Source organism: Pseudomonas sp. H1_D05 (genome assembly GCF_054682705.1).
This window is the reverse complement of sequence record NZ_CP162825.1, coordinates 2,790,341-2,815,496: the sequence shown is the minus strand read 5'-3', so window position 1 is coordinate 2,815,496 and position 25,156 is coordinate 2,790,341. Positions and strand designations below refer to the sequence as shown.

The following is a 25,156-nucleotide window of genomic DNA, read 5'->3' as shown; positions in this document are numbered from 1 at the left end:
CTTTACCGCTTTGCTTTTCAGCGGCAGTTTTGGCGGTTTCACGGCAGAACCGGCCAAAGACGTCTAAAACGTAGAAAATACGCTTGCTGAAACGTTTAATCTAGATTGATCGGCACGTTACTCGATAATGTCCCATCCTTGAAGTCCAACTTGTCGGATGCGCTGCGACAATAGTCGCCTGCCCTAATCGGGTAGGATTGGCGAAAATGTCGCGGCAAGCTCGAAAAAACAAGGAAATCCCGGGTTGAAACTCAGTGATATCGCGCGGTTGGCCGGAGTGTCCGTGACCACCGCCAGCTACGTCATCAACGGCAAGGCCGAACAGCAACGCATCAGCACCGCCACCGTCGAGCGGGTGCGCGCAGTGGTCGATCTGCACGGCTTTACGCCAAACCCACAAGCGGCCGGGCTGCGCAGTCGGCACACGCGCACGCTGGGCTTTATTCTGCCGGATCTGGAAAACCCCAGTTACGCGCGGATCGCCAAGCTACTTGAGCAAGGTGCGCGGGCGCGCGGCTATCAATTGCTGATCGCCAGCTCCGACGATGCGCCGGACAGCGAGCGGCAGTTGCTGCAACTGTTCAAGGCGCGCCGCTGCGATGCGCTGATCGTCGCCAGTTGCCTTCCGGCCGGCGATGACAGTTACCGCCAGTTGCAGGCCAAAGGTCTGCCGATCATCGCCATCGACCGGGTCATGGAACCCGAGCATTTCTGCTCGGTGATCAGTGACGACCGCGAAGCCAGCCTGCACCTGACCCAGAGCCTGCTCGATCCGCAACCGAAGCAGATCGTGCTGCTCGGTGCGCGCCCGGAACTGAGCATCAGCCAGGAGCGTGCCGCCGGTTTCAAAGAGGCGCTGGTCGACTTCAAAGGCGAAGTGCTGGTCGAACACGCCGAATCCTTCAGTCGCGAATGCGGCAAGCAATTGATGGAAGAACTCCTGCAGCGTCTGGGACATTTGCCGGATGCGCTGGTGACAACGTCCTACGTGCTGCTGCAAGGCGTGTTCGATGCGCTGCATGACTTCCCGCTGAAATCGCGGCCGCTGCGCCTCGGCACCTTCGGTGATACGCAGTTGCTGGATTTCCTGCCGCTGCCGGTCAATGCCATGGCCCAGCAGCACCAGTTGATCGCCGACAAGGCGCTGGAACTGGCCCTGGCGGCGGTCGAGCAGTCGGAGTACAAGCCCGGCGTGCAGGCCATCGCGCGAACCTTCAAGCAACGTATTCACCGGGACTGAACCGTGGAGCTGATCGACAGCCACACCCACCTCGACTTCCCCGACTTCGACGCCGATCGCTTAGCGTTGCTCGCCGAAAGCCGCGCCCTCGGGGTGCGGCGGATGGTGGTTTTGGGCGTCTATGAGGGCAATTGGCAACGGGTGTGGGATCTGGTGCAGAGCGATGTCGATTTGTACGCGGCATTCGGCCTGCACCCGGTGTATCTCGATCAGCATCGACCCGAAGATTTATCGGCGCTCGGTGATTGGCTGACGCGATTGCGCGGTCATCGGCAATTGTGTGCGGTGGGCGAGATCGGTCTGGATTACTTCATCGAAACCCTCGACCGCGAGCGGCAACAGGCGCTGTTCGAGGCGCAACTGCAACTGGCCGCAGACTTTCAGTTGCCGGCGCTGATCCATGTGCGACGCAGCCACGCGGCGGTGATCGCGACGCTCAAGCGCTTCAAGCTCAAACGCGCGGGGATCATCCACGCCTTTGCCGGCAGCCGTGAAGAGGCGCGGGAATACATCAAACTCGGTTTCAAACTGGGCCTCGGCGGCGCACCGACCTGGCCACAAGCGTTGCGCATGCATCGGGTGCTGGCGGAACTGCCACTGGATTCGATTGTGCTGGAAACCGATTCACCGGACATGGCACCTGCGATGTTTCCCGGTCAGCGCAACAGCCCGGCGCATTTGCCGGCGATCTGCGAGGCGCTGGCCGGACTGATGAATATCAGCCCGCAACAACTGGCCACGGCCAGTACCGCCAACAGCTGCGAAGTATTCGGCTGGTAATCAGTCGGCGTGCGCCTTGGCGGCCTCCAGAATCAGCGTCAGGTGTTGCCGCTGGCGCGCGTAACGGACGACCACGAAGTACACAAAGATCGTGATCAGTGACGCGTTCAGTTGCTCAGTGACGCTAAGCAGTCCCACCCATTCCATCACCAGCGCCACCAGCAGCGCGGTGCACACCGTCAACGAAGCACTGAAACGCAGCAGCGCCAGAGAGTCGAGCGACTTGAAGCGCTTGATCTGTTGCGGGCATCGCAGCTCCAGCGCTTTCTGGCAATGCTCGCAGGTAAACGGTTCATTGATCGAGATGGCATTGAGCTGCCAGGGTTTGAGCAGCAGCGTGGTCTGGCAATGAGCGCAACGGCCCAGAACCCCCAAGGTTGCGGCAGACATGAGCGACATCCTCTATGCGAACGATTGGGTATGGATACTGGCTCATTGATGGGGAAATGCCAGAGCCTGGAGGGAAACAGGATTGGGCTTACGGCCGGAAGTGAAGAAGTACTACAAAGGGTTCTGACAAAACCCAAAACCCTGTGGGAGCGAGCCTGCTCGCGAAGGCGGTGTATCAGGTGACAGAGATGTCACTGACAGATTGCATTCGCGAGCAGGCTCCCACAGTTTTTCGTGCGAGCCTCAGACGCGGAAGGCGCTGATCAGTTGTTTAAGCTCAACGACCTGGGCTGACAGCGCCCGGCTGGCGTCTTCGGTCTGGTGCGCACCTTGCGCCGTACGCTCGCCGGCACGGTTGATCTCGACAATGTTCTGATCGATGTCATGGGCCACCGCCGTTTGCTGTTCAACCGCAGCGGCGATCTGCTGGTTCTGATCGACGATCATACCGACCGCACCAAGGATGTTTTCCAGCGCCTGCTGGACTTTTTCCGACTGCCCCACCGTGCCATTGGCCATCTGATGGCTGACGCCCATGGCTTTCACGGCCGCCCCGACGCCGCCGTGCAGCTTGGCGATCATCTGTTCGATTTCTTCAGTTGATTGCTGAGTGCGTTTGGCCAGCGTGCGCACTTCGTCGGCGACCACGGCAAAACCGCGTCCCTGCTCGCCGGCACGCGCCGCTTCAATCGCAGCGTTGAGCGCCAGCAGGTTGGTTTGTTCGGCAATACTCTTGATCACTTCCAGTACGCGGCTGATCGACTGGCTGTCGCTGGCTAACTGGTTGATCACCAGCACCGACTGATCGATTTCGCTGGCCAGCGCAGCAATGCTGCCCTGCTGCGACTCGACCAGGCCACGGCCACTGATGGTCTCGTCATTGACGCTATGGGCGCTGCTCACCGCTGCCGCCGCACTGCGCGCCACCTCCAGTGAAGTCGCCGACATCTGGTTCATCGCCGTTGCCACTTGCTCGATCTGCGTGCGTTGCCCGGCGACCGCCTGATTGCTCTGCGCAGAGACGTTTTCAACCTGCCCGGCCTGGCGCTCGACCTCAGCGACAGTCAGACCTACACGCTCGATCAAGTCGTGAATCTTCCTCACCGTGCCATTGAAGACTTCGCCCAACTCGCCCAGCTCATCGCGGCTATTGGCTTTGAAGTTGACCGTCATGTCGCCGGCCGCGACCTTGTCCATCATCGCCCCGAGGCGTTTCAGTGTGGTGCGGGTCGAGGCGTAGAAACCGCCGTAGAGATAGAAAATCAGCACGAACACAACCGACAGCGCCACCGCCTGCAAGACCATGTGTGTGCGGTTCTGCGCCAGACGCTGCTGCAATTGCGTGTCGAGAAATTTCAACGTGGCGTCGTTGAGCTGGTAAGTCCTGTCGATCAGCGCGGTGACCTGATCGTAAAACGCCTGCCAAGGCGCATCGAGGGTGTCGGCCATCACCACCTGTTCCTCGAACAGTTCGCTGGCCTGTTTCAGCGAGGCCTTGCTGCTGTCGGCCGCCGTGCTGAGGGTATCCCGCGCGGCTTTGCTCGAGCCGAGGGCGTCCTGCAGCTTCAGACCGTACTCAGCCTGGAGTTTTTCGATCTGCACCAGCAACTCATCGAAACGCGTACTCGAAGAACTGTTGAGAAAACCCTGGCCCAATGAATACGAGCCCATGGCCCGACCTTCGCCAAGGGTTTGCGTGACGGTCGGGGTGATCAGGGTGACCAGTTCGCTGAGCTGACGGATATCGCTCTGGTTGTCGCGGCTCAGGCCGGCCTGACTGGTGATGATCTGGCTGAAAATCTGCGCACTGGCGAGCACTTTGCTGATCAACGCGCTTTTGCTCTGCAGTGAGTTTTCCGCTTGCTGGGCCTTGAACGCGGCAATCATTTCGTCGCGTTTACCATCGAAGACCTGAATCTGCTCGGGATCGTCGGTCATCGCCGTCAGCCCTTGCAGGCGTGCCATAACCGCTTGTTCGAGCGTAGTGATCTGCGCCTCGATATTCCCGGCCTTGCCGGACTGGCCGAGGGTGACGTTGATCTGTACCAGATTGTTGAGCGTTTCCAGATCCCGACGCAGGGCCAGGCTACTGCCCAGCAGATCAAGGCTTTGCAGCTCGACCCGAGTGCCCTGGAATTCGCGATAGGAATCGCGCACCAGATAAAAATTGGTCACCAGCATCGGCACCAGAAACAGCACGCTGATCAGGCTGAACTTCATGCCGAAGCTCAGACGGTTCATCAGCGAGACGGCGGGATAGAGCAAGCTCTTCACTGGAAGTCTCCCTTGGTTTTTCTTGTTTTTATTGGCAGGCGCGGGGCGACAGCAGATAGCCACTATCGAGCGCCATCTCTGTATAGCTCAAATCGGAGGGAGGTTTTGTAACTTAAGGTTAACGAAAAAACCTCGCAGCCTGCGGCAGCTCCTTCAGGAAATACACAATCCCTGTGTAGGAGCGGCCGCAGGCTGCGATCTTCGGATCTTTGTTTAAATCAATGAAATCAGTGGATCAAGACGGTCCACAAGGCAAACCCGGCGTACCACAGCACCGCCGCGCGCAAGAGCAATTCCCACAGGCAATCGAGGGTGTTGATGCCGTCCGGACCGACCACGGGAGGTGGAATCTCCCCCGCCGCCAGACCGACCCGGTTGATCAATTGTGCAGCGCTGATGTTCCAGTTCAGCAGTTCATGCAGCATTACCCGGCTGACCGCGACAAAGTTGCCGACCAGCGCCAGACTCGCCGCCAGCAAGCGTACCGGCAGCCAGTCAAAGGCATGCCGCAGTTGCGCGGCGCGCTCGACCAGCGCCGGGTTCTGGCCGTGCTCCTGCGCCAGCGCCAACAGGCGATACGCCAAAGCCGCCACCGGGCCGAGCACGAAATACCAGAATATCACCGCAAAAAAGCTCTGATAGGCCTGCCACAGCAGATGCCCCTGCACGCTTTCAAGCAACTGCTCGCCGCTGTCGGCGCAGATATCCAGATCGCGCTTGGCCACATGCGCTGCGGCTTGCAGATCTTCACGCCGCCAGGCATCACGGAATGGCCCGAGACCGCCGAGCAAATCGCCGCGCCCCAGGCTGTAAATCACCACCAGCAAATGCACCGGCAACGCCAGCAAGCCGTAGGCCACAGGCTCCAGTACCAAGAGCAACAACGCCAACAGCGCCACCGGGAACAGCACCAGAATCGTCAGCACCAGCCAAGGCTGTCTGGCCAGGCGCGTGCTGGTTTCGAGTTTGTTCAGTTCGCGGATCCATCCGCCATCGCGTTGAACCCGATGACGCAGGGCCGAAAACTTCTCGATCCACAACGCCAGCAGTAACACCAGAAAACTCATTGTCCTTCCTCTTGTGCCAGGGCCGCGCGGTAACGCGCCCAGTCGAATGCCGGGCCAGGATCGGTCTTACGCCCGGGTGCTATGTCGCTGTGCCCACAAATGCGGGCGCCGGTGATGGCCGGAAATGCGCTTTGCAACTGGCGGGTCAACGCCGTCAACGCCTGATACTGCGCGTCGGTGAACGGCAGATCATCGGTGCCTTCAAGCTCGATGCCCACGGAAAAATCGTTACAGGTTTCCCGTCCATCGAAGACCGACACGCCGGCATGCCACGCGCGCTCAAGACAGGAGACAAACTGGGTGACCTTGCCGTCACGTTCAATCAGAAAATGCGCCGAGACGCGCAGGTCAGCAATCCCTGCAAAATAGGGATGTTCGGTGACATCCAGACGATTCTGGAAAAATTCCTGCACCTTGCCCGTGGCGAACTGCGCCGGCGGCAGGCTGATGTTGTGGATGACCAACAGGGAAATTTCGCCCGCTGGGCGCTCATTGAAGTTGGGCGATGGGCAGACCTGCACCCCGTGACACCACCCGCTAGCGGGATCCAACTGCATACCGATTCCTTCAACGCCGACTGTGTTGGCGCCCAGTATGCCGTGATCGGCCCCCGGCGCGCGATCACTTGCCGCGATTGAGTCGTCGCAGATTGCCCAGCACCGACTCCAGCGCGCGATCGAACAACAAGGTGTCGTCCAGCGCACGCACCGCTCCGCGCTCGAATTCCAAGGCCAGTGCAATGCGGCTGCGCTCCAGCACCTTCATCCCGGTGCGATCGACAAATACATACTTGCCGGTGACTTCGATGATGGCCGCGAGTTTGCAGCGCAGACTGTTTTCATCGTCTTCCTGAAACGCCACCCAACTGCCAAGACGCAGTTGCTCGACCTGGCGCAGACCGGCGGCGTCGTGAGGCAAACGTACCGAGGTCAACGCCGCGCTGCCTTCATCAGCGGTTTGCAGGATGATCTGTTGCGACACCTCGACCATGGGCAAAGCCTGCTCGGCCTGCTCGGAGCGCTCCAGCACCCGCACATGCAAGGCTTCCAGCTCACTGAAAAACTCGCTGGTGGCGAACGGATCGAACGCCGAACTGCTCAGACCATCACGCAGTGCCTTGAGCAAGCCCGGCACCAGCGCCAGCAAGCGCAGGCTGGATTCAGCGTCGTCATGGCGCTGCACACTCCAGATCAACTGCTCCATGGTCTGCACATCGGCCTGCCATTCAGCGGACTGATCGCCATGCTTGAGACAGGTCAGCAGCAATACTTTGCTCCAGGCGTCCTGGACGAAGGTGACCACGGTCGGCGGCAGGGTCTTGCCCAGCAGCGCTTGATTCAACGCGCGCTCGACCCGACGCCGCGCCAGTTCGGTTTTCGCTCGCCCCTCTTCGGCGTCACGCAGGCGCTGTTCAAGCAGTTCGCTGCGGCGGCGTTCATCGCTGGTGAAGGCGAGAAAGTCAGCCAGCAACTCGGAGAAAATCGCCGGGTCGTCGACGAAATCGTTGAGCAGGCGCTGCACCACTTGTTCGATACGCTGGTACAAGCTGTCGCGTGCCTCACCGTCGCAATCGCCCCAGCCCATGGCCGCCGCGGCGATTTCGTTGAGCAGGCGCCGCGCCGGGTGGGTGCTGCGGCTGAAGAAACTCTTGTCGAGTACCGCGACCTTGAGCATCGGGATCTGCAGACGGGCGATCAGCGCCTTAAGCGAATCCGGCACATTACGGTCTTCAAGAATGCAATCGAAGACCATGGCGATCAGGTTGATCACGTCTTCGTCCGCATCGCCGACGATCCGCGATTTGCCGCTTCTGACACTGACCCGGGTCAACAGTTGTTCGAGCTGATTGCGCAGATCAAAGTCATCCTGCGCCGCCAGCGCCGGCACGTACTGTTGCAAGTGCGAGAGCAGACGCAACAGGTCGCGGGAGGAAATCGGTTGCGCCGCGACGCTGGGTTCCAGCGTCGGCGCGACACTGCCGCGCACCTGCGCGAGCAACTTCTGCAACGCGGCGAAAACCTCCTGCACGCCTTCGTCGACGGGCGGCGTGTCGTCGCGTTCCTCGCTGTGCACATTGGCAATCGCACGATCAATTGCGCGACGTGCAGGGGCCGCTTTCAACTCGGGCAACACACCGGTGGCGAGCAACAATTGATTGGCTTCGGCGTAAAGCTGCTCGGTGTCGGCCAATACATAGCGCTCGAACAGTTTGAGCAGGATCAGCTTGACCTTGATCTCCACGCCCAGATTACGCCCGGCCTGGAGGAAAAACTCGCAGAGCCGCGCCGGGCCGAGCGGGTTGTGCTGATCGTCGAGGGTGTTGCCGAGCAGCGCGTTAAGGCGCGCGGTCAGTTGATCGAGGGCGAAGCCGTCACGCTTGAGCACGCGACCGACCATGGTCTCGACCGCCACGCTGCGCTCCATGTCGTCGCTGCGCGGTGCCAGCTCGTCGTAGATCAGGGCGTGCGGCAGCGTGTTGTGCGTGGGATCGTATTGCGTCAGGCCGACGAAGGCTTCGAAAAATTGCTCAAGGAAGCCACGCTCGATGTTTTTGCGCTTGAGGCGCAAGTCGCGCATGGCTTCGAAAAAGATATTCTGCTCGACATCGTTGCGCGCACGGTCGGCCATTTCGAACAGCGTGTCGTCAGCGTTATCGAACAGCTCCTGCAAGCCGTGGCGCAGTTGCTGGGCAGCCTTGTCGCGAACCTGAAGCAGAATCACAGGCAGGCGGGCGAGCGGCGAGTGATTCGCCTGATCGGTAGCGCCCTTGTGCAAAGGCACCACTTTCCCGTCGTTGTGCATCCAAGCCTCCTGAAACGGTGATTCGTTCGGTCACTTGCAACATAAGCCTCCTGTGGGAGCGAGCTTGCTCGCGAAGGCGATCTGTCAGTGACATGGTTGGTGACTGACACTGCGCTTTCGCGAGCAAGCTCGCTCCCACAGGTCTCAACAACTTCGGCCGCATTGCACGTCAAAGCTATGACGTCAAATGCAAGGCGGATTATCTTTCATAACTTGCCCACGGCGCCATAGTCGTCAGGGTTTCCCCTATGCCCTCTCAATGACCCTGTCCGGGCGCGTTTTACTCAAAGAAAATCGACCGGATGCAGGCAAGCACGCGCGTTCTCGCCTTGGGTTGGCTCGCGCCATGCCCCTATAATCGAACCACTTTGTTTGTGGAGCCCGTTATGCCGAATCTACGTCTCGCCGATTTGACCGCCGAAATCGAAGCCAACGTGCGCCGTGCGTTGCTCGAAGACATCGGCAGCGGCGACATCACCGCGCAACTGATCCCGGCCGAACGTCTGGCCAAAGCCACCATCATCACCCGCGATGCCGCCGTCATCTGCGGCACGGCGTGGGTCGATGCCGTGTTTCGTCAGCTCGATCCACGGGTTGCGGTGCACTGGCAAGTGGTCGATGGCGAGCGGGTGAAACCCAATCAGCCGCTGTTTCATCTGGAAGGGCCGGCCCGTTCGCTGCTGACCGGGGAACGCAGTGCGCTGAACTTCTTGCAACTGCTGTCGGGTGTGGCGACTCGCGCGCAATACCTGGCCGATTTCGTCGGTACTACCCAGGTCAAACTGCTCGACACCCGCAAAACCCTGCCAGGCCTGCGTCTGGCGCAGAAATACGCGGTGACCTGCGGTGGCTGCCACAACCATCGCATCGGTCTGTACGACGCGTTCCTGATCAAGGAAAACCACATCGCCGCCAGCGGTGGCATTCCACAAGCCATTGCCGCCGCGCACAAGATCGCGCCGGGCAAACCGGTGGAAGTCGAAGTGGAAAGTCTGGGGGAGCTGAAGGAGGCACTGGCCGCCGGCGCCGACATCATCATGCTCGACGAGCTGAGCCTGGATGACATGCGCGAAGCCGTGCGCCTGAATGGCGGCAAGGCGAAGCTGGAGGCCAGTGGTGGCATCAACGAAAGCACGCTGCTGCCGATCGCCGAAACCGGAGTGGATTACATCTCGATCGGTGCGATGACCAAGGATGTCAAAGCGGTGGATCTGTCAATGCGCTTGAGCCTCTGAAGGTTTCACGCAATAAAAAACGCCAGCCCGGTTGAGGCTGGCGTTTTTGTTTCAGACCACCAGATTATTCATCTCGCAGTACTCGTCCCACTCGACACCCAGCACTTCGGCCGCCTCTTTGTGCAGAACAAGGCGCTGTGCCTCGAACTCCTCCGGCGTGCTCGTGTACTTGAGTGTCAGCTCCCACGGCTGCAGGCCCCGGGCTTCGGCCTCGTCTTCGAAGGCCCACTGAATCTGATCTTTCTGATCATCGGGACTGAGATCCTTGATCTCTTCCTTCAGGTCCGGTACGTCCAGAATGTACTTTTCCAGCGCCTGTTCGTGACGTTGCTCTTGAGTTAATTCGGTCATGGCGTTCTCGCTGATCTTAGGAATGGAGGATGGATCTGGATCATCAAGGATCTCTCTGACGCGGATTGACCGGCCTTCGGAACCATTCGGGATCATCTGAAAACTGCTAAGCGATGCTCATGCAGGCACCGAATATAGGACGTTTGCATGACGAATTACACGGGTCTTTACATCTCTCCCACAAAAAGCTGACCTGCGGAACATAAATCCACATGGGGATAAGTGAGAGTGATCAAGAAGGTGGTGCCCGAGACAGGAATCGAACCTGCGACCTTCGCGTTACGAGTGCGCTGCTCTACCGGCTGAGCTACACGGGCGGTGGGCTAAACCTAGCACCGGTCTCGGGCTCCGGCAACTTTGTACCTTGACCTTTTCTGGCAGACAAAAAAATGCCCCGCCGTTTTCACGGCGGGGCATTTTCATTACGCTAAAGCCTGGGGGTGATTAAACGCCCGAAGCCTTGGCCGCTGCCACGTCTTTGATGGACAGCTTGATACGGCCGCGGTTGTCCACGTCCAGTACCAGCACTTCCACTTCCTGGCCTTCTTTCAGGATGTCGGTCACTTTCTCTACGCGAGCGTCGCTCAGCATCGAGATGTGCACCAGACCGTCCTTGCCCGGCAGGATGTTGACGAATGCGCCGAAGTCGACGATGCGCTCAACCTTGCCGACGTAGATCTTGCCGATCTCGGCTTCAGCGGTGATACCCAGAACGCGCTGACGTGCTGCTTCAGCCGCTTCCTTGGTTTCGCCGAAGATCTTGATCGAACCGTCGTCTTCGATGTCGATCGAAGCCTTGGTTTCTTCGCAGATCGCACGGATGGTCGCGCCACCTTTACCGATAACATCACGGATCTTGTCGGTGTCGATTTTCATCGCGATCATGGTCGGAGCGTTGGCCGACAGTTCGGTACGCGACTGGCCGATGATCTGGTTCATCTGACCGAGGATGTTCAGGCGCGCTTCCAGGGCTTGGCCCAGAGCGATTTCCATGATCTCTTCGGTGATGCCCTTGATCTTGATGTCCATCTGCAGCGCAGTAACGCCTTTGGCGGTACCGGCTACTTTGAAGTCCATGTCGCCCAGGTGGTCTTCGTCACCAAGGATGTCGGTCAGGACGGCGAACTTCTCGCCTTCTTTAACCAGACCCATGGCGATACCGGCAACCGGCGCCTTCATCGGCACACCAGCATCCATCAGGGCCAGGGAAGCGCCGCAAACGGAAGCCATCGAGCTCGAACCGTTGGATTCGGTGATTTCCGAAACTACACGGATGGTGTACGGGAACACGTCAGCGGCTGGCAGCATGGCCGAAACCGAACGACGGGCCAGACGGCCGTGACCGATTTCACGACGACCAGCACCACCCATGCGACCACACTCGCCCACCGAGAACGGAGGGAAGTTGTAGTGCAGCATGAACGGGTCTTTTTTCTCGCCTTCCAGGGTGTCCAGCAGTTGTGCGTCACGGGCAGTACCCAGTGTTGCAACGACCAGAGCCTGGGTTTCACCACGGGTGAACAGCGCCGAACCGTGAGTCTTCGGCAGAACGCCGACTTCGATGTTCAGCGGACGTACGGTTTTGGTGTCGCGACCGTCGATACGTGGCTTGCCGTTAACGATGTTTTCGCGAACGGTGCGGTATTCGATTTCGCCGAAAGCGGCTTTGACTTCGCTGGACGAAGGCTGGCCTTCTTCACCGGACAGCTTGGCAACGACTTGATCCTTCAGCTCGCCCAGACGCGCGTAACGGTCGGCCTTGACGGTGATGGTGTAAGCCTGGGAGATCGCTTCGCCGAACTCGGCACGGATAGCGCCCAGCAGTTCGGTGGCTTCTGGCGCAGGCGCCCAGGTCCAGGTCGGCTTGGCAGCTTCGGCAGCCAGTTCTTTAACGGCGTTGATCACCACCTGGAACTCGTCGTGAGCAAACAGTACCGCGCCCAGCATCTGGTCTTCGGTCAGCTCTTTGGCTTCCGATTCAACCATCAGTACGGCGTCGGAAGTACCGGCAACGACCATGTCCAGGCTCGAAGCAGCTTGCTGCTCGTAAGTCGGGTTCAGCAGGTAGCCGGTGCTTTCGTGGAAAGCTACACGAGCGGCGCCGATCGGGCCGTCGAACGGAATGCCCGAGATGGCCAGGGCAGCCGAGGTACCGATCATCGCAGCGATGTCCGGATCGGTTTTCTTGCTGGTGGAAACGACGGTGCAGACAACCTGCACTTCGTTCATGAAGCCTTCAGGGAACAGTGGACGGATCGGACGGTCGATCAGTCGGGAAGTCAGGGTTTCTTTCTCGGAAGGACGGCCTTCACGCTTGAAGAAACCACCAGGGATCTTACCGGCAGCGTAAGTCTTTTCCTGGTAGTGAACGGACAGAGGGAAGAAGCCCTTGCCCGGATCGGCTTGTTTTGCGCCGACTACAGTCACCAATACGCTGACGTCGTCGTCAACGGTGACCAATACTGCGCCGGAGGCCTGACGGGCGATACGGCCAGTCTCGAGGGTAACGGTCGATTGACCGAACTGGAATTTTTTGATTACCGGGTTCACGGTGTCCTACCTTCTTTGTGGCTCTTGGGGGAACTGGTTTCTTGCGAATTCTTGGGCAATGTCGGGAATCGGCCCAACCGTTGTCCGGGGTAAAACGTGTATCCAGATAAAACTTGAGGCTGGGAGCCTGCAAGCCGCCAGCGGTAAACCGCAGACGTCCGACAGACAACCAACCTCATAGCGCAATCGCTGATTAGCGACGCAGACCCAGGCGACCGATCAGAGTCTGATAACGACCCAGATCCTTGCCTTTCAGGTAGTCCAGCAGCTTGCGACGCTGGTTTACCATGCGGATCAGACCACGACGGGAGTGGTGATCTTTACCGTTGGCCTTGAAGTGACCTTGCAGCTTGTTGATGTTGTGGGTCAGCAGTGCAACTTGCACTTCTGGCGAACCAGTGTCACCAACAGCTTGCTGGTAGTCAGCAACGATTTGAGCTTTTTCTTGAACGTCGAGAGCCATGAGGCAATCCTTTTTATCAGGAAACTGTTTCAGGGAAACAGCTTCAACAGGCCAGGGACAAATCCCTGTATCTATAAATGAGTAGTGACCGTGCCTGTTAACAGCCACCCTCGCCAGCCTGCTTTGACACAGACCGGTTTCGGTCATTCCGACCGAATCAGTCGACGTGGTGCAATGCGCCCGTCTTCGCTCACTTCACCGATACCGATGAAGCGACCATTGTGATCCTGTACCCGTACCATGCCGAACTTCGGAGCATCCGGGGCACGTACCGGCTGGCCGTTGAGCCAGTAGAACGCACTCGCTTCCGAGAAGTGCAGCAACGGCCAATCCAGCAGGCCGCTGTCCGATGGCATCAGGAAGCGATCAACCGCTTCGTTGCCGCCTTCGGCATGTACTGCTTCAAGCTCTTCGAGGGTAACCGTCTGCGCCAGGGTGAAAGGCCCGGCCTGGGTACGACGCAATTCAGCGACGTACGCACCACAACCGAGTTGCTCACCGATATCCTCCACCAGGGTGCGAATATAGGTGCCCTTGCTGCAATCCACCGCAAGACGCGCAGTATCGCCTTCGAAGGCCAGTAATTCCAAGCGCGCAATAGTAACAGAACGCGGTTCGCGCTCCACTACTTCGCCTGCACGAGCCAGCTTATACAGCGGCTGGCCATCACGCTTGAGCGCCGAGTACATCGGCGGTATCTGACTGATTTGCCCGCGAAATTTCGGCAGAACCGCTTCGACATCGGCGCGACCAACGGTCACCGGGCGCTCCTGCAAAACCTCACCTTCGGCATCTGCCGTGGTGGTGGTCTTGCCCAGTTGCGCCAGGGTTTCATAACCCTTGTCGGAATCGAGCAGGTATTGCGAGAACTTGGTGGCCTCACCGAAGCACAACGGCAAAACGCCGGTGGCCAGTGGGTCTAGGCTACCGGTGTGACCGGCCTTCTCGGCATTGAGCAGCCAGCGGACCTTCTGCAACGCAGCGTTGGAGGTGAACCCCAACGGTTTGTCGAGCAAGATGATGCCGCTGACATTACGACGGATACGTTTGACCTGAGCCACCGAATTACTCCTTGGTGTCTTCAGGTTCAGCAACGACCGGATGCTGATTGTCTTCAGCCACGGCACGCTCGATCAGCGCCGACAGGTGCGCACCACGCACGACGGATTCATCGTAGTGGAAGTGCAATTGCGGCACGCTGCGCAGTTTCATTTCACGGGCCAGCTGCATGCGCAGGAAACCTGCGGCGGCGTTGAGCACCTTGATGCTTTGCGCGATATCTTCAGCATTGTCCTGGCCCATCACGGTAATGAAAATCTTGGCGTGACCGACGTCACGGCTGACTTCCACAGCGGTAATGGTGACCAGACCCACGCGTGGATCTTTGACTTCGCGACGGATCAGTTGGGCCAGCTCACGCTGCATCTGATCGCCGATACGTTGGGTACGGCTGTATTCTTTTGCCATGATTTGTTACCTGTTACTGCCCTGCGGTGAAACCCGCAAGGTCTGAAAGCGGCAAACGCCCGGCCTGACAAAAGCCAGACCGGGCGTTGCGTTTAGAGTCCGGGTGATGCGCCGCACCGTTGAGTACGGCAGCCCATCACGGCTCCTGAAGTGTGCGAGTTAGAGGCTGCGAGCAACCTGAACCTTCTCGAAGACTTCGATCTTGTCGCCGACTTTGACGTCGTTGTAGCTCTTCACGCCGATACCGCATTCCATGCCGGCACGTACTTCGGAAGCGTCATCCTTGAAGCGGCGCAGGGATTCCAGCTCGCCTTCGAAGATAACGATGTCTTCACGCAGTACACGGATCGGACGGTTACGGTGCACAACACCTTCGATCACCATGCAGCCTGCGATCGCGCCAAACTTCGGCGAACGGAACACGTCACGCACTTCGGCCACACCCAGGATGTTCTCGCGAACATCGCTGCCGAGCATGCCGGTCAGGGCTTTCTTGACGTCTTCGATGATGTCGTAGATCACGTTGTAGTAACGCATGTCCAGACCTTCCTGCTCGACGATCTTCCGTGCGCCAGCATCGGCACGCACGTTGAAGCCGAACAGTACAGCGTTGGAAGCCAGTGCCAGGTTAGCGTCGGATTCGGTGATACCACCAACGCCGCCGCCGACTACACGCACTTGTACTTCGTCGTTGCCCAGGCCATTCAAGGCACCGTTCAACGCTTCCAGCGAACCACGGACGTCGGATTTGAGGACGATGTTGAGCGTCTTCTTCTCGGCCTGACCCATGTTTTCGAAGATGTTTTCCAGCTTGCCGGCGTGAGCGCGAGCCAGTTTGACTTCGCGGAACTTGCCTTGACGGAACAGAGCCACTTCACGGGCTTTCTTCTCGTCAGCAACCACGCTCATCTCGTCGCCAGCGTCCGGGGTACCGTCCAGGCCGAGGATCTCGACAGGGATGGATGGACCGGCTTCTTTGATTGGCTTGCCGTTCTCGTCGAGCATGGCACGCACGCGGCCATAGTTCGAACCGACCAGAACCATGTCGCCTTGGCGCAGGGTACCGTCTTGAACCAGAACGGTAGCCACCGGGCCACGACCTTTGTCGAGACGCGATTCAACCACAACGCCACGGCCAGGAGCCGATGGAGTTGCTTTCAGTTCGAGAACTTCAGCTTGCAGCAGAACGGCTTCAAGCAACTCGTCCACGCCAGTACCGACTTTCGCCGAAACCGGAACGAACGGCGTATCACCGCCCCACTCTTCGGAAGTCACGCCGTGAACCGACAGTTCGCTACGGATGCGATCGAGATCGGCGCCCGGCTTGTCGATTTTGTTCACTGCTACAACCAGTGGAACGCCAGCCGCTACAGCGTGCTGAACAGCTTCAATGGTCTGCGGCATCACGCCGTCGTCCGCTGCAACCACCAGGATCACGATGTCGGTCGCCTTGGCACCACGAGCACGCATTGCGGTAAACGCGGCGTGACCCGGGGTGTCGAGGAAGGTGACCATGCCGCGTTCGGTTTCAACGTGGTATGCACCGATGTGCTGAGTAATACCGCCGGCTTCGCCAGCAGCTACCTTGGCACGACGGATGTAGTCGAGCAGGGACGTTTTACCGTGGTCAACGTGGCCCATTACGGTCACGACTGGCGCACGGGAGAACGACTCACCTTCAAACTTCAGGGACTCGGCCAGGGAGTCTTCCAGGGCGGTGTCGCTGACCAGGGTCACTTTGTGGCCCAGTTCTTCGGCTACCAGTTGAGCAGTTTCCTGATCAAGCACCTGGTTGATGGTCGCTGGAGTACCCAGTTTGAACATGAACTTGATGATTTCAGCAGCCTTGACCGACATCTGATTGGCAAGATCGCCAACAGTGATGGTCTCGCCGATCTGCACATCACGCACGACAGGGCCGGTTGGGCTCTGGAAACCGTGTGCGTTGCGCTTCTTCAGCTTGGCCTTGCCGCGACCACCACGACGGAAGCCATCGCTTTCTTCGTCGGTAGTGCGTGGTGCCACGCGTGGAGCCGGCGCTTTTTCTTTGACCGAGGCGCGATGCGGAGCGTTTTTGCGCTCGCCATCACCGCCACCGCTGCGACGATTGTTATCGTCAGCACGTGGCTTGTCCGGACGGCGCTGTTCGTTCTGCTTGTTGCGAACGTCAGCAGACGGAGCTGGAGCAGCGGCAACCACCGGTGCGCTTTCGCGAACAGGTTCGGCAACTGCAGCCGGCGCCGCAACGGCGTCGCTGGTAGCGTTCTGCGCAGCAGCAGGCTGATTACGCGCTTCTACTTCGGCGCGTTGCTTGGCTTCTTCTTCAGCCTTCTGACGGGCAGCATTTTCTACTGCGCGACGCTCATCCAGTTCACGCTTGCGCTCGGCTTCGATTTCTTCCGGGCTACGCTGTACGAAAACTTTCTTCTTGCGGACTTCAACGCTGATGCTTTTGCTGCCAGCAACACGCAGGGTGCTGGTGGTTTTACGCTGCAGCGTGATCTTGCGTGGTTCTTCCACTTTCGCCTTGTGGCTGCTTTTCAAGTGAGTCAGCAGGGACTGCTTCTCACTGTCAGTCACATTTTCTTCGGCGGCGGTGTGCGGCAGACCTGCCTCACGCATCTGCTGCAACAGGCGCTCTACCGGTGTTTTGACCTCATCGGCCAGTTGTTTCACCGTGACTTGCGTCATGCACTTCTCTCCTCAGGCCGCGCCTAATTACTCGAACCAGTGGGCTCGGGCGGCCATGATCAACTTGCCGGCACGATCATCGTCAATGCCGTCGATGTCGAGCAGGTCGTCAATAGACTGCTCGGCCAGGTCTTCGCGGGTAATTACGCCGCGCACCGCCAGTTCCATCGCCAAATCCTTGTCCATACCCTCAAGCGAGAGCAGGTCTTCGGCCGGATGGGCGTCTGCCAGCTTTTCCTCAGTAGCGATGGCTTTGGTCAACAAACGATCCTTGGCACGAGCGCGAAGCTCGTTGACGATATCTTCGTCAAAGCCGTCGATGTTGAGCATTTCTTCCAACGGTACGTAGGCAATCTCTTCCAGGCTGGTGAAGCCTTCATCTACCAGCACCTGAGCCAGTTCTTCGTCGACTTCCAGCTCGTCGATGAAGTTGCGCAGGATGTCGCCGGTTTCTGCTTGCTGCTTAGCCTGGATGTCCGATTCGGTCATCACGTTCAGGGTCCAGCCAGTCAACTGGCTCGCCAGACGCACGTTCTGACCACCTCGACCGATGGCCTGAGCCAGATTGTCTGCGCCAACGGCGATGTCCATTGCATGGGCATCTTCGTCAACGATAATTGCCGCAACCTCAGCCGGGGACATGGCGTTGATCACGAACTGAGCCGGGTTGTCATCCCACAGGACGATATCAACACGCTCACCGCCCAACTCGCCCGACACTGCCTGGACGCGCGAACCGCGCATACCAATGCAAGCGCCCTGCGGGTCGATGCGTTTGTCCTTGGAGCGGACGGCGATCTTGGCGCGCGAACCCGGATCACGGGACGCTGCCATTACTTCGATCAGGCCTTCGGCAATTTCCGGCACTTCGATGCGGAACAGCTCGATCAGCATTTCCGGCGCGGTACGCGACAGGATCAGCTGCGGGCCGCGGTTCTCGGTGCGGATTTCCTTGAGCAGCGCACGCAGGCGCACGCCGACACGGAAAGTTTCGCGAGAAATGATGTCTTCACGGGCCAGCAACGCTTCAGCGTTGTTACCCAGATCGACGATCACGTTGTCGCGGGTGACTTTTTTCACGGTGCCGGAGATGATTTCTCCCAGGCGCTCGCGATAGGCGTCGACCACTTGAGCGCGCTCGGCTTCGCGAACTTTCTGCACGATGACCTGCTTGGCAGTCTGTGCAGCGATGCGGCCGAACTCGATGGATTCGATCTTTTCTTCAACGACGTCGCCAACCTTGGCGCCAGGATGCGTTTCAGCAACCTTGGTTGGCCAGGTTTCGATGGCCGGATCGTCGAGATCATTCTCTTCAACGACCGTCCAGCGACGGAAAGTTTCGTAAGAACCGGTGTGGCGATTAATCTCCACACGCAGGTCTACTTCGTCTTCAAAACGCTTTTTGGTAGCAGTGGCCAGAGCCAGCTCCAGCGCTTCAAAAATTACGCTTGCCGGTACGCCCTTTTCATTGGATACCGACTCAACAACCAGCAGTACTTCTTTGCTCATCGTACGCCTCGCCTTTCGCAAGCCATTGGATCCGCGGGATCCGCGTCTCAGTCAAAACTGGGAATAATGTTGGCCTTGTCGATCATATCGATCGGCAACAGGAACTCATGGTCGTCTACCTGCACCACGACATCCTGTTCTTCTACACCGCGCAGAAGGCCCTGAAAGTTGCGTCGACCTTCAAAAGGCGAGCGCAGCTTGATCTTCACTTGTTCACCGGCAAATTTTGCAAACTGCTCAAGAGTGAACAGTGGGCGCTCCATGCCAGGCGAGGAAACTTCGAGGGTGTATTCAACGGAAATTGGATCTTCAACATCCAGTACACCGCTGATCTGACGGCTGACAATGGCGCAATCGTCCACCAGCACGCCACCCTCTTTATCGATATAAACGCGCAACATCGAGTGACGACCCTGAGCCGAAAACTCGATACCCCAGCATTCATAGCCCAGGGCCACGACCACCGGGGCCAGCAAGGCCTGCAACTCTTCTAGCTTGCTCGACACCTGAACCCCCTAGTGCATGATATGTGCATGCTTTGCAAAATAAAAAAATGGGCTTAACGCCCATCCTTGAAACGCCGTCGAACAGCGGCGTTGAAAGTGTCCAGCTAACAAAAAGCCCCTTAAAAGGGGCTCCTTAAACTGGTTGCGGGGGCCGGATTTGAACCGACGACCTTCGGGTTATGAGCCCGACGAGCTACCAGACTGCTCCACCCCGCGACAAAGCTGGGGCGGAAGTATACGACCGATCCCTTATAGGGTCAATGTAACCTTCCACCTGCAAGAAAGCCCGCAACAGCGGGCTCTCCTGACTAATTGGTACCGAGAAGGGGACTCGAACCCCTACACCCTATGGGCACAACCACCTCAAGGTTGCGTGTCTACCAATTCCACCACCTCGGCAAAACTACGTTGAAACCCTTCTTACTTCTGCTCTTGAGCTGGAGGTACGTCAGTCGCTGGAGTAGCCGACTTTTGCTCTTGAAGCACCGGGACATCATCAGAAGCCGGTTGTTGTTGCTTAGGCACTTCCAACACTGCTGGATTTGGGAGACCTGCCTGAGTCAGCTGATGAGCCTTCTCTTTAGCAAAGTAACCTAACCCCAAGCTGGTTATGAAGAAACCGGCGGCAAGTATAGCAGTAAACTTACTAAGAAAGGTAGAGGAACCTTGGCTTCCGAACACAGTATTTGAAGCACCTGCTCCGAAAGACGCGCCAGCGTCCGCACCCTTACCCTGCTGCAGCAAAACCAGAGCAACTACGCCCAATGCACCCAGCAGATGAAAAACGACTACGACTGTTTCCAGCATTTTTTCAGTTTCCCGCGGCGCGACAGATCGCACCGAACTCATCTGCATTCAGGGAAGCTCCACCAATGAGCCCCCCATCGATATCCGGCATGCCGAACAGTTCGACCGCATTGGCCGCCTTCACGCTGCCGCCGTATAGAAGGCGCACACCTCGTGCGACTTCAGAATTCTCTGCCGCCAACTGCTCGCGAATGGCTTTATGCACATCCTGAGCCTGTTGAGGCGTTGCAGTCAGTCCGGTACCAATGGCCCAGACAGGCTCGTAAGCGATGACTGCCTTGGCAAAAGCACCTACACCCAGCTCCTCGATGATGCTGCCCAGCTGACGCCCGACAACCTCAAGAGTTTTTCCAGCTTCGCGTTGCTCAAGGGTTTCCCCTATACATAACACCGGAATCAAGCCACATGCCTGTGCCGCTGCAAACTTGCGATTCAGCATCCCATCTCGCTCGCCCATTATCTGGCGGCGTTCGGAGTGCCCGACAAGCACAAGGGAACAACCTGCATCCACCAACTGACTCGGTGCAATCTCACCGGTCAATGCACCTTGCATGGATTCCACCGCAGAATTCTGCGCACCGACCGAAATCGATTTGCCTTTCAAGCCATCAATCACTTGATTGATATACAAGCAAGGCGGGAATACCGCGACATCAACACCGCTTGGCAAGGCCAGATGACGAAGGCCGTTGATCAGCTCAGCGACGCTGGCGCGGGTACCGTGCATCTTCCAGTTACCAGCTACCATAGGGCGACGCATGCTGTACCTCGTCGGTCAAAGTGGGCGCAGATGTTACCCAACACAATCATGGCTTGCAAGCCGTATCAGGCAGAAACTTCAGTTACCAGTTTTGCCAGCTCTTCGGCGTAGTTGCGAACCTGGGTTTCATCCTCGCCTTCGACCATTACCCGCACCAGAGGCTCTGTCCCGGACTTGCGCAAAAGCACGCGCCCGCGTCCCGCCATTGCCTGGGTGACGCGCGCACTGGCCTCCTTGACAGCCGGGTGCTCCAGCGGACTTTCGCCACCACCAAAACGCACATTGATCAGTACCTGAGGGCACTTGCGCAATGCCTGGCGGGTTTGCGCCAAACCTTCATTACGGGTCTTCAGCGCCATCAGCACCTGCAACGCAGCGATGATCGCATCACCGGTCGTGGTGTGATTGAAGCAAACGATATGCCCCGAGTTTTCTCCGCCGACCAGCCAGTTGCGTTCAAGCAACTCGGCAATCACGTAACGGTCGCCGACATTGGCACGAATAAATGGAATCGAAAGATCCGCCAGCGCGAGTTCCAGCCCCAGATTACTCATCAGGGTACCAACGACACCGCCCTGCAATTTGCCCCGCTCATGCAGATCACGAGCGATGATAAACAGCAATTCATCACCATCGACGATGGCGCCAGTGTGATCGACCATCAGCACCCGATCACCATCACCATCGAAAGCGATACCCAGGTCGGCATGCTCGGCGAGCACCGCAGCCTGCAACTGACCCATATGGGTCGAGCCGCAGTTTTCATTGATATTCAGACCGTTTGGCTGCGCTGACAGCACGACGACTTCTGCCCCCAACTCGCGGAAGACACTCGGAGCCACCTTATAGGTCGCACCGTGCGCACAGTCGATAACGATCTTGAGACCGGAAAAACTGGTTCCGGTTGGCACACTGCTTTTGCAGAACTCAATGTAGCGACCTGATGCATCGTTGATTCGCGACACTTTGCCGATCTTGCTCGATTCGACCACAGTCATCGGGGTATCGAGCAGCTCTTCAATCATCAGCTCCAGCTCATCCGGCAGCTTGGTGCCTTTACCGGAGAAGAACTTGATGCCGTTATCGTCATGCGGATTGTGCGAGGCACTGATCACGATACCGGCCTCAGCCTGAAACGTACGCGACAGATAGGCAATGGCCGGCGTCGGCATAGGACCCAGCAACATCACATCAGCCCCCGCCGATGTCAGACCAGCCTCAAGTGCCGACTCGAACATATAACCGGAAATCCGCGTGTCCTTGCCGACCAGCACCTTGCAAGCGCCCATTTTGCGGAACGCCATGCCGGCAGCCCAGCCGAGCTTGAGCATGAAGTCAGGAGTAATCGGGTATTCACCGACTCGACCACGAATGCCGTCAGTACCAAAGTATTTCTTGCTCATAACTGCTCCATCATTCTTATTCGGCTGATTCCACGGCCGCGATCATGCGCACCACGTCTACCGTTTCCGCTACATCATGGACGCGCAATATACGCGCCCCCTTCACCGATGCCAGCGCCGCCAGTGCCAGACCACCATGAAGCCGCTCGCCGACAGGACGATTCAAGGCCTGCCCGATCATGCTTTTTCGGGAAACACCGACAAGCAGTGGCCGGCCCAACGCATGGAGGGCTTCCATGTGCTTGAACAAGCTTAGGTTGTGCTGCAGGGTTTTGGCGAAACCGAAACCCGGGTCAAGAATGATCCGCCCCTCAGGAATACCGGCCGCCGCACACTGCGCCATGCGCTCGGCTAGAAAATCACCGACTTCGCGCGTGACATCCTGATACTGCGGATTGTCCTGCATGTCTCCAGGCTCACCGAGCATATGCATGAGACACACCGGCAAACCCGTAGCCGCCGCCGCATCCAGCGCGCCATCGCGCCGCAGTGACCGCACATCGTTGATCAACCCGGCACCCAATCGTGCGGTTTCGCGCATAACGGCTGGCGTAGAAGTGTCCACCGAAATGATCACATCCAACTCGCGATTGATCAGCTCGACGATCGGCGCCACACGCTCAAGCTCTTCGAGCGGTGACACTGCGCGCGCGCCTGGGCGAGTGGACTCGCCACCGACATCAATCAGCGTCGCACCCGCTGCAACCATAGCCTCGGCGTGGCGCAAAGCCGCATCGAGCTGGCTGTATTGGCCGCCGTCGGAGAAAGAATCAGGGGTGACATTGAGAATACCCATGACATGCGTCTGGGCCAAATCAAGAACCCGGTTGCCGCAAGGCAACCGGGTCAGGGACTGTACAGAAGTCATTTCAAACCTTAAACGTCAGCAGCCGGACCGCCAATCGGTGTTTCCGGACGCTCGTCACGAACCACCGGAGGTGGTGGTGTACCAGTGCCCCCCGACCAATCACGTGGCTCGCGTGGTGTACGTCCCGCCATGATGTCGTCGATCTGTTCAGCATCGATCGTTTCATACTTCATCAACGCATCAGCCATCGCATCAAGCTTGTCACGGTTGTCCGTGAGAATCTGTTTGGCCGTGCCGTAGCACTGATCAATGATGCTGCGCACTTCGGAGTCGATCAGCTTGGCTGTCTCACCGGAGAAGCTGGCAGCTTGACCGCCACCGCCGCGACCGAGGAACACTTCACCCTCTTCTTCGGCGTACATCAACGGACCGAGTTTTTCCGACAGGCCCCACTTGGTGACCATGTTCCGCGCAATCTGACTAGCACGCATAATGTCGTTGGAAGCGCCGGTGGTCACACCGTCGAAACCGAGGGTCATTTCCTCAGCGATACGGCCACCGTACAGCGAGCAGATCTGGCTGATCAGCGCACGCTTGGACAGACTGTAACGATCTTCTTCCGGCAGGAACATGGTCACACCCAGCGCACGACCGCGCGGAATGATCGATACCTTGTAGACCGGATCATGCTCAGGCACGACGCGACCGACAATGGCGTGGCCAGCTTCGTGATAAGCGGTGTTCTGTTTCTCTTTCTCGGACATGACCATGGATTTGCGCTCGGCGCCCATCATGATCTTGTCTTTGGCCAGTTCGAACTCTTTCATTTCGACGATGCGCTTGCCGCTACGTGCAGCGAACAAAGACGCTTCGTTGACCAGGTTGGCCAGGTCAGCACCGGAGAACCCCGGAGTACCACGCGCGATAACGGCCGGAGCGACGTCGTCACCCATTGGCACTTTGCGCATGTGTACTTTGAGGATTTGCTCACGACCACGGATATCTGGCAGACCAACGACAACCTGACGGTCGAAACGGCCCGGACGCAGCAGCGCAGGGTCGAGGACGTCTGGGCGGTTGGTTGCAGCGATAACAATGATGCCATCGTTCATTTCGAAGCCGTCCATCTCAACCAGCAACTGGTTGAGGGTCTGCTCACGCTCATCGTGACCGCCACCCATGCCGGCGCCACGATGGCGACCGACGGCGTCGATTTCGTCGATGAAGATGATGCAAGGAGCGTGCTTCTTGGCCTGCTCGAACATGTCGCGAACACGGCTGGCACCGACACCGACGAACATCTCGACGAAGTCAGAACCGGAAATGGTGAAGAACGGAACCTTGGCTTCGCCGGCAATCGCCTTGGCCAGCAAGGTTTTACCGGTACCCGGAGGACCGACCATCAGCACACCGCGAGGAATACGACCGCCCAGGCGCTGGAACTTGCCCGGGTCACGGAGGAATTCAACCAGCTCGCCGACTTCTTCCTTGGCTTCGTCGCAACCGGCAACGTCAGCCAGAGTGGTTTTCACCTGATCTTCGGAGAGCAGGCGCGCCTTGCTCTTGCCGAAGCTCATCGGTCCGCCCTTGCCGCCGGCACCGCCCTGCATCTGGCGCATGAAGAACATGAACACCGCGATGATCACCAGGATCGGGAAGCTGGCTACCAGCAATTGAGTCCAGATGCTTTGCTGCTCAGGCTGCTTGCCTTCAACCACAACGTGGTTGTCGACCAGGTCGCCGATCAGGCCATTGTCCTGGATTGCCGGACGAATGGTCTTGAAGCTATCGCCATCATTGCGCTTGCCGGTAATCACATAACCATCAACGGCTACGCGCTCGACCTTGCCATCCTTGACCTGCTGGATGAAGTCGGAATAGTTGAGGGTCTGCGGCTCGTTAGGGCTGGAGAAGTTGTTCATCACCGTCACCAAGACAGCCGCGATGATCAACCACAGGATCAGATTCTTTGCCATATCGTTCAATTAACTACCCTCTGAAGCAAGCTCCGCTACTGGCGCGCGCTTCGCATGATATTCACCGGCCTAACTTA

The 25,156-nt window shown here is 58.3% G+C and carries 21 protein-coding genes and 3 tRNA genes; 3 read left to right on the top strand and 21 right to left on the bottom strand.

Annotated elements, in window-relative coordinates; genetic code table 11:
- The first annotated feature begins 244 nt into the window (after window positions 1–244).
- A complete protein-coding gene (gene cra, locus AB4O11_RS12580) occupies window positions 245–1,240 on the top strand; it encodes a catabolite repressor/activator (RefSeq protein WP_093435805.1) in 996 nt (331 codons plus the stop codon).
- A 3-nt stretch (window positions 1,241–1,243) separates the two neighbouring features.
- Window positions 1,244–2,020, top strand: a complete 777-nt coding sequence (locus AB4O11_RS12575) for a TatD family hydrolase (protein WP_099757976.1) — start codon at window positions 1,244–1,246, stop codon at window positions 2,018–2,020.
- On the opposite strand, the gene AB4O11_RS12570 is transcribed toward AB4O11_RS12575, so the two are convergent.
- The 5 genes from AB4O11_RS12570 to AB4O11_RS12550 form a co-directional block, all read right to left on the bottom strand.
- Window positions 2,021–2,410, bottom strand: a complete 390-nt coding sequence (locus AB4O11_RS12570) for a hypothetical protein (protein ID WP_093435799.1) — start codon at window positions 2,408–2,410, stop codon at window positions 2,021–2,023.
- Window positions 2,411–2,653: 243 nt separating this feature from the next.
- Window positions 2,654–4,684, bottom strand: a complete 2,031-nt coding sequence (locus AB4O11_RS12565; RefSeq protein WP_460130778.1) for a methyl-accepting chemotaxis protein — start codon at window positions 4,682–4,684, stop codon at window positions 2,654–2,656.
- A 227-nt stretch (window positions 4,685–4,911) separates the two neighbouring features.
- On the bottom strand, window positions 4,912–5,751 hold the full coding sequence (ampE, locus tag AB4O11_RS12560) for a regulatory signaling modulator protein AmpE (RefSeq protein ID WP_093435791.1): 840 nt from the start codon (window positions 5,749–5,751) through the stop codon (window positions 4,912–4,914).
- A complete protein-coding gene (ampD, locus tag AB4O11_RS12555) occupies window positions 5,748–6,308 on the bottom strand; it encodes a 1,6-anhydro-N-acetylmuramyl-L-alanine amidase AmpD (protein ID WP_460089857.1) in 561 nt (186 codons plus the stop codon). The genes ampE and ampD overlap by 4 nt, the downstream gene beginning before the upstream one ends.
- A 64-nt stretch (window positions 6,309–6,372) precedes the next feature.
- Window positions 6,373–8,553 carry a DUF1631 domain-containing protein gene (locus AB4O11_RS12550; protein WP_460130776.1) on the bottom strand — a complete coding sequence of 727 codons (2,181 nt, stop codon included), beginning with the start codon at window positions 8,551–8,553 and terminating at the stop codon, window positions 6,373–6,375.
- Window positions 8,554–8,939: 386 nt separating this feature from the next.
- Between AB4O11_RS12550 and nadC the strand changes: the two genes are divergently transcribed.
- Entirely contained in the window at window positions 8,940–9,788 is an 849-nt protein-coding gene (gene nadC / locus AB4O11_RS12545; RefSeq protein ID WP_099757973.1) for a carboxylating nicotinate-nucleotide diphosphorylase, read from the top strand.
- A 51-nt stretch (window positions 9,789–9,839) separates the two neighbouring features.
- Here the strand turns inward: nadC and AB4O11_RS12540 are convergent, their stop codons facing one another.
- The 16 genes from AB4O11_RS12540 to ftsH form a co-directional block, all read right to left on the bottom strand.
- Window positions 9,840–10,139 (bottom strand): DUF6388 family protein, encoded by a 300-nt coding sequence (locus AB4O11_RS12540; RefSeq protein ID WP_460130775.1) that lies wholly within the window; start codon window positions 10,137–10,139, stop codon window positions 9,840–9,842.
- A 241-nt stretch (window positions 10,140–10,380) separates the two neighbouring features.
- Window positions 10,381–10,456 (bottom strand) — tRNA-Thr (locus tag AB4O11_RS12535).
- A 127-nt stretch (window positions 10,457–10,583) separates the two neighbouring features.
- Entirely contained in the window at window positions 10,584–12,689 is a 2,106-nt protein-coding gene (pnp, locus tag AB4O11_RS12530) for a polyribonucleotide nucleotidyltransferase (RefSeq protein WP_007915263.1), read from the bottom strand.
- Window positions 12,690–12,882: 193 nt separating this feature from the next.
- A complete protein-coding gene (gene rpsO, locus AB4O11_RS12525) occupies window positions 12,883–13,152 on the bottom strand; it encodes a 30S ribosomal protein S15 (protein WP_003177875.1) in 270 nt (89 codons plus the stop codon).
- Between the two features lie 143 nt (window positions 13,153–13,295).
- The gene (gene truB / locus AB4O11_RS12520) at window positions 13,296–14,213 is read right to left on the bottom strand and encodes a tRNA pseudouridine(55) synthase TruB (RefSeq protein ID WP_093435771.1); all 918 of its coding nucleotides are present in this window, start codon (window positions 14,211–14,213) and stop codon (window positions 13,296–13,298) included.
- A gap of 4 nt (window positions 14,214–14,217) precedes the next feature.
- On the bottom strand, window positions 14,218–14,619 hold the full coding sequence (rbfA, locus tag AB4O11_RS12515; RefSeq protein ID WP_093435767.1) for a 30S ribosome-binding factor RbfA: 402 nt from the start codon (window positions 14,617–14,619) through the stop codon (window positions 14,218–14,220).
- 159 nt (window positions 14,620–14,778) lie between these two features.
- Window positions 14,779–17,310, bottom strand: a complete 2,532-nt coding sequence (gene infB / locus AB4O11_RS12510) for a translation initiation factor IF-2 (protein WP_095119526.1) — start codon at window positions 17,308–17,310, stop codon at window positions 14,779–14,781.
- Between the two features lie 27 nt (window positions 17,311–17,337).
- Window positions 17,338–18,819 (bottom strand): transcription termination factor NusA, encoded by a 1,482-nt coding sequence (gene nusA / locus AB4O11_RS12505; protein WP_093435760.1) that lies wholly within the window; start codon window positions 18,817–18,819, stop codon window positions 17,338–17,340.
- A gap of 47 nt (window positions 18,820–18,866) precedes the next feature.
- Window positions 18,867–19,325, bottom strand: coding sequence for a ribosome maturation factor RimP (rimP, locus tag AB4O11_RS12500; RefSeq protein WP_007915250.1), 459 nt, complete (start codon window positions 19,323–19,325; stop codon window positions 18,867–18,869).
- A 139-nt stretch (window positions 19,326–19,464) separates the two neighbouring features.
- Window positions 19,465–19,541, bottom strand: a tRNA-Met gene (locus AB4O11_RS12495).
- A 97-nt stretch (window positions 19,542–19,638) separates the two neighbouring features.
- Window positions 19,639–19,724: transfer RNA gene (locus AB4O11_RS12490), tRNA-Leu, on the bottom strand.
- Between the two features lie 21 nt (window positions 19,725–19,745).
- Window positions 19,746–20,132 carry a preprotein translocase subunit SecG gene (secG, locus tag AB4O11_RS12485; RefSeq protein WP_016986497.1) on the bottom strand — a complete coding sequence of 129 codons (387 nt, stop codon included), beginning with the start codon at window positions 20,130–20,132 and terminating at the stop codon, window positions 19,746–19,748.
- Window positions 20,133–20,136: 4 nt separating this feature from the next.
- Entirely contained in the window at window positions 20,137–20,892 is a 756-nt protein-coding gene (tpiA, locus tag AB4O11_RS12480; RefSeq protein WP_016986498.1) for a triose-phosphate isomerase, read from the bottom strand.
- 65 nt (window positions 20,893–20,957) lie between these two features.
- Window positions 20,958–22,295 carry a phosphoglucosamine mutase gene (gene glmM / locus AB4O11_RS12475; RefSeq protein ID WP_064119464.1) on the bottom strand — a complete coding sequence of 446 codons (1,338 nt, stop codon included), beginning with the start codon at window positions 22,293–22,295 and terminating at the stop codon, window positions 20,958–20,960.
- Window positions 22,296–22,311: 16 nt separating this feature from the next.
- Window positions 22,312–23,163 (bottom strand): dihydropteroate synthase, encoded by an 852-nt coding sequence (folP, locus tag AB4O11_RS12470; protein ID WP_093435757.1) that lies wholly within the window; start codon window positions 23,161–23,163, stop codon window positions 22,312–22,314.
- A gap of 8 nt (window positions 23,164–23,171) precedes the next feature.
- The gene (gene ftsH, locus AB4O11_RS12465; RefSeq protein WP_016986501.1) at window positions 23,172–25,079 is read right to left on the bottom strand and encodes an ATP-dependent zinc metalloprotease FtsH; all 1,908 of its coding nucleotides are present in this window, start codon (window positions 25,077–25,079) and stop codon (window positions 23,172–23,174) included.
- Window positions 25,080–25,156: the final 77 nt, after the last annotated feature.

Excerpts from the sequence above, each read along its gene's own strand:
- AB4O11_RS12570 (WP_093435799.1), bottom strand. The coding sequence starts at position 2,410 with ATGTCTGCCGCAACCTTGGGGGTTCTGGGCCGTTGCGCTCATTGCCAG.
- ampE (WP_093435791.1), bottom strand. The coding sequence starts at position 5,751 with ATGAGTTTTCTGGTGTTACTGCTGGCGTTGTGGATCGAGAAGTTTTCG.
- ampD (WP_460089857.1), bottom strand. The coding sequence starts at position 6,308 with ATGCAGTTGGATCCCGCTAGCGGGTGGTGTCACGGGGTGCAGGTCTGC.
- AB4O11_RS12550 (WP_460130776.1), bottom strand. The coding sequence starts at position 8,553 with ATGCACAACGACGGGAAAGTGGTGCCTTTGCACAAGGGCGCTACCGAT.
- nadC (WP_099757973.1), top strand. The coding sequence starts at position 8,940 with ATGCCGAATCTACGTCTCGCCGATTTGACCGCCGAAATCGAAGCCAAC.
- AB4O11_RS12540 (WP_460130775.1), bottom strand. The coding sequence starts at position 10,139 with ATGACCGAATTAACTCAAGAGCAACGTCACGAACAGGCGCTGGAAAAG.
- rpsO (WP_003177875.1), bottom strand. The coding sequence starts at position 13,152 with ATGGCTCTCGACGTTCAAGAAAAAGCTCAAATCGTTGCTGACTACCAG.
- rbfA (WP_093435767.1), bottom strand. The coding sequence starts at position 14,619 with ATGGCAAAAGAATACAGCCGTACCCAACGTATCGGCGATCAGATGCAG.
- infB (WP_095119526.1), bottom strand. The coding sequence starts at position 17,310 with ATGACGCAAGTCACGGTGAAACAACTGGCCGATGAGGTCAAAACACCG.
- nusA (WP_093435760.1), bottom strand. The coding sequence starts at position 18,819 with ATGAGCAAAGAAGTACTGCTGGTTGTTGAGTCGGTATCCAATGAAAAG.
- secG (WP_016986497.1), bottom strand. The coding sequence starts at position 20,132 with ATGCTGGAAACAGTCGTAGTCGTTTTTCATCTGCTGGGTGCATTGGGC.
- tpiA (WP_016986498.1), bottom strand. The coding sequence starts at position 20,892 with ATGCGTCGCCCTATGGTAGCTGGTAACTGGAAGATGCACGGTACCCGC.
- glmM (WP_064119464.1), bottom strand. The coding sequence starts at position 22,295 with ATGAGCAAGAAATACTTTGGTACTGACGGCATTCGTGGTCGAGTCGGT.
- folP (WP_093435757.1), bottom strand. The coding sequence starts at position 23,163 with ATGACTTCTGTACAGTCCCTGACCCGGTTGCCTTGCGGCAACCGGGTT.
- ftsH (WP_016986501.1), bottom strand. The coding sequence starts at position 25,079 with ATGGCAAAGAATCTGATCCTGTGGTTGATCATCGCGGCTGTCTTGGTG.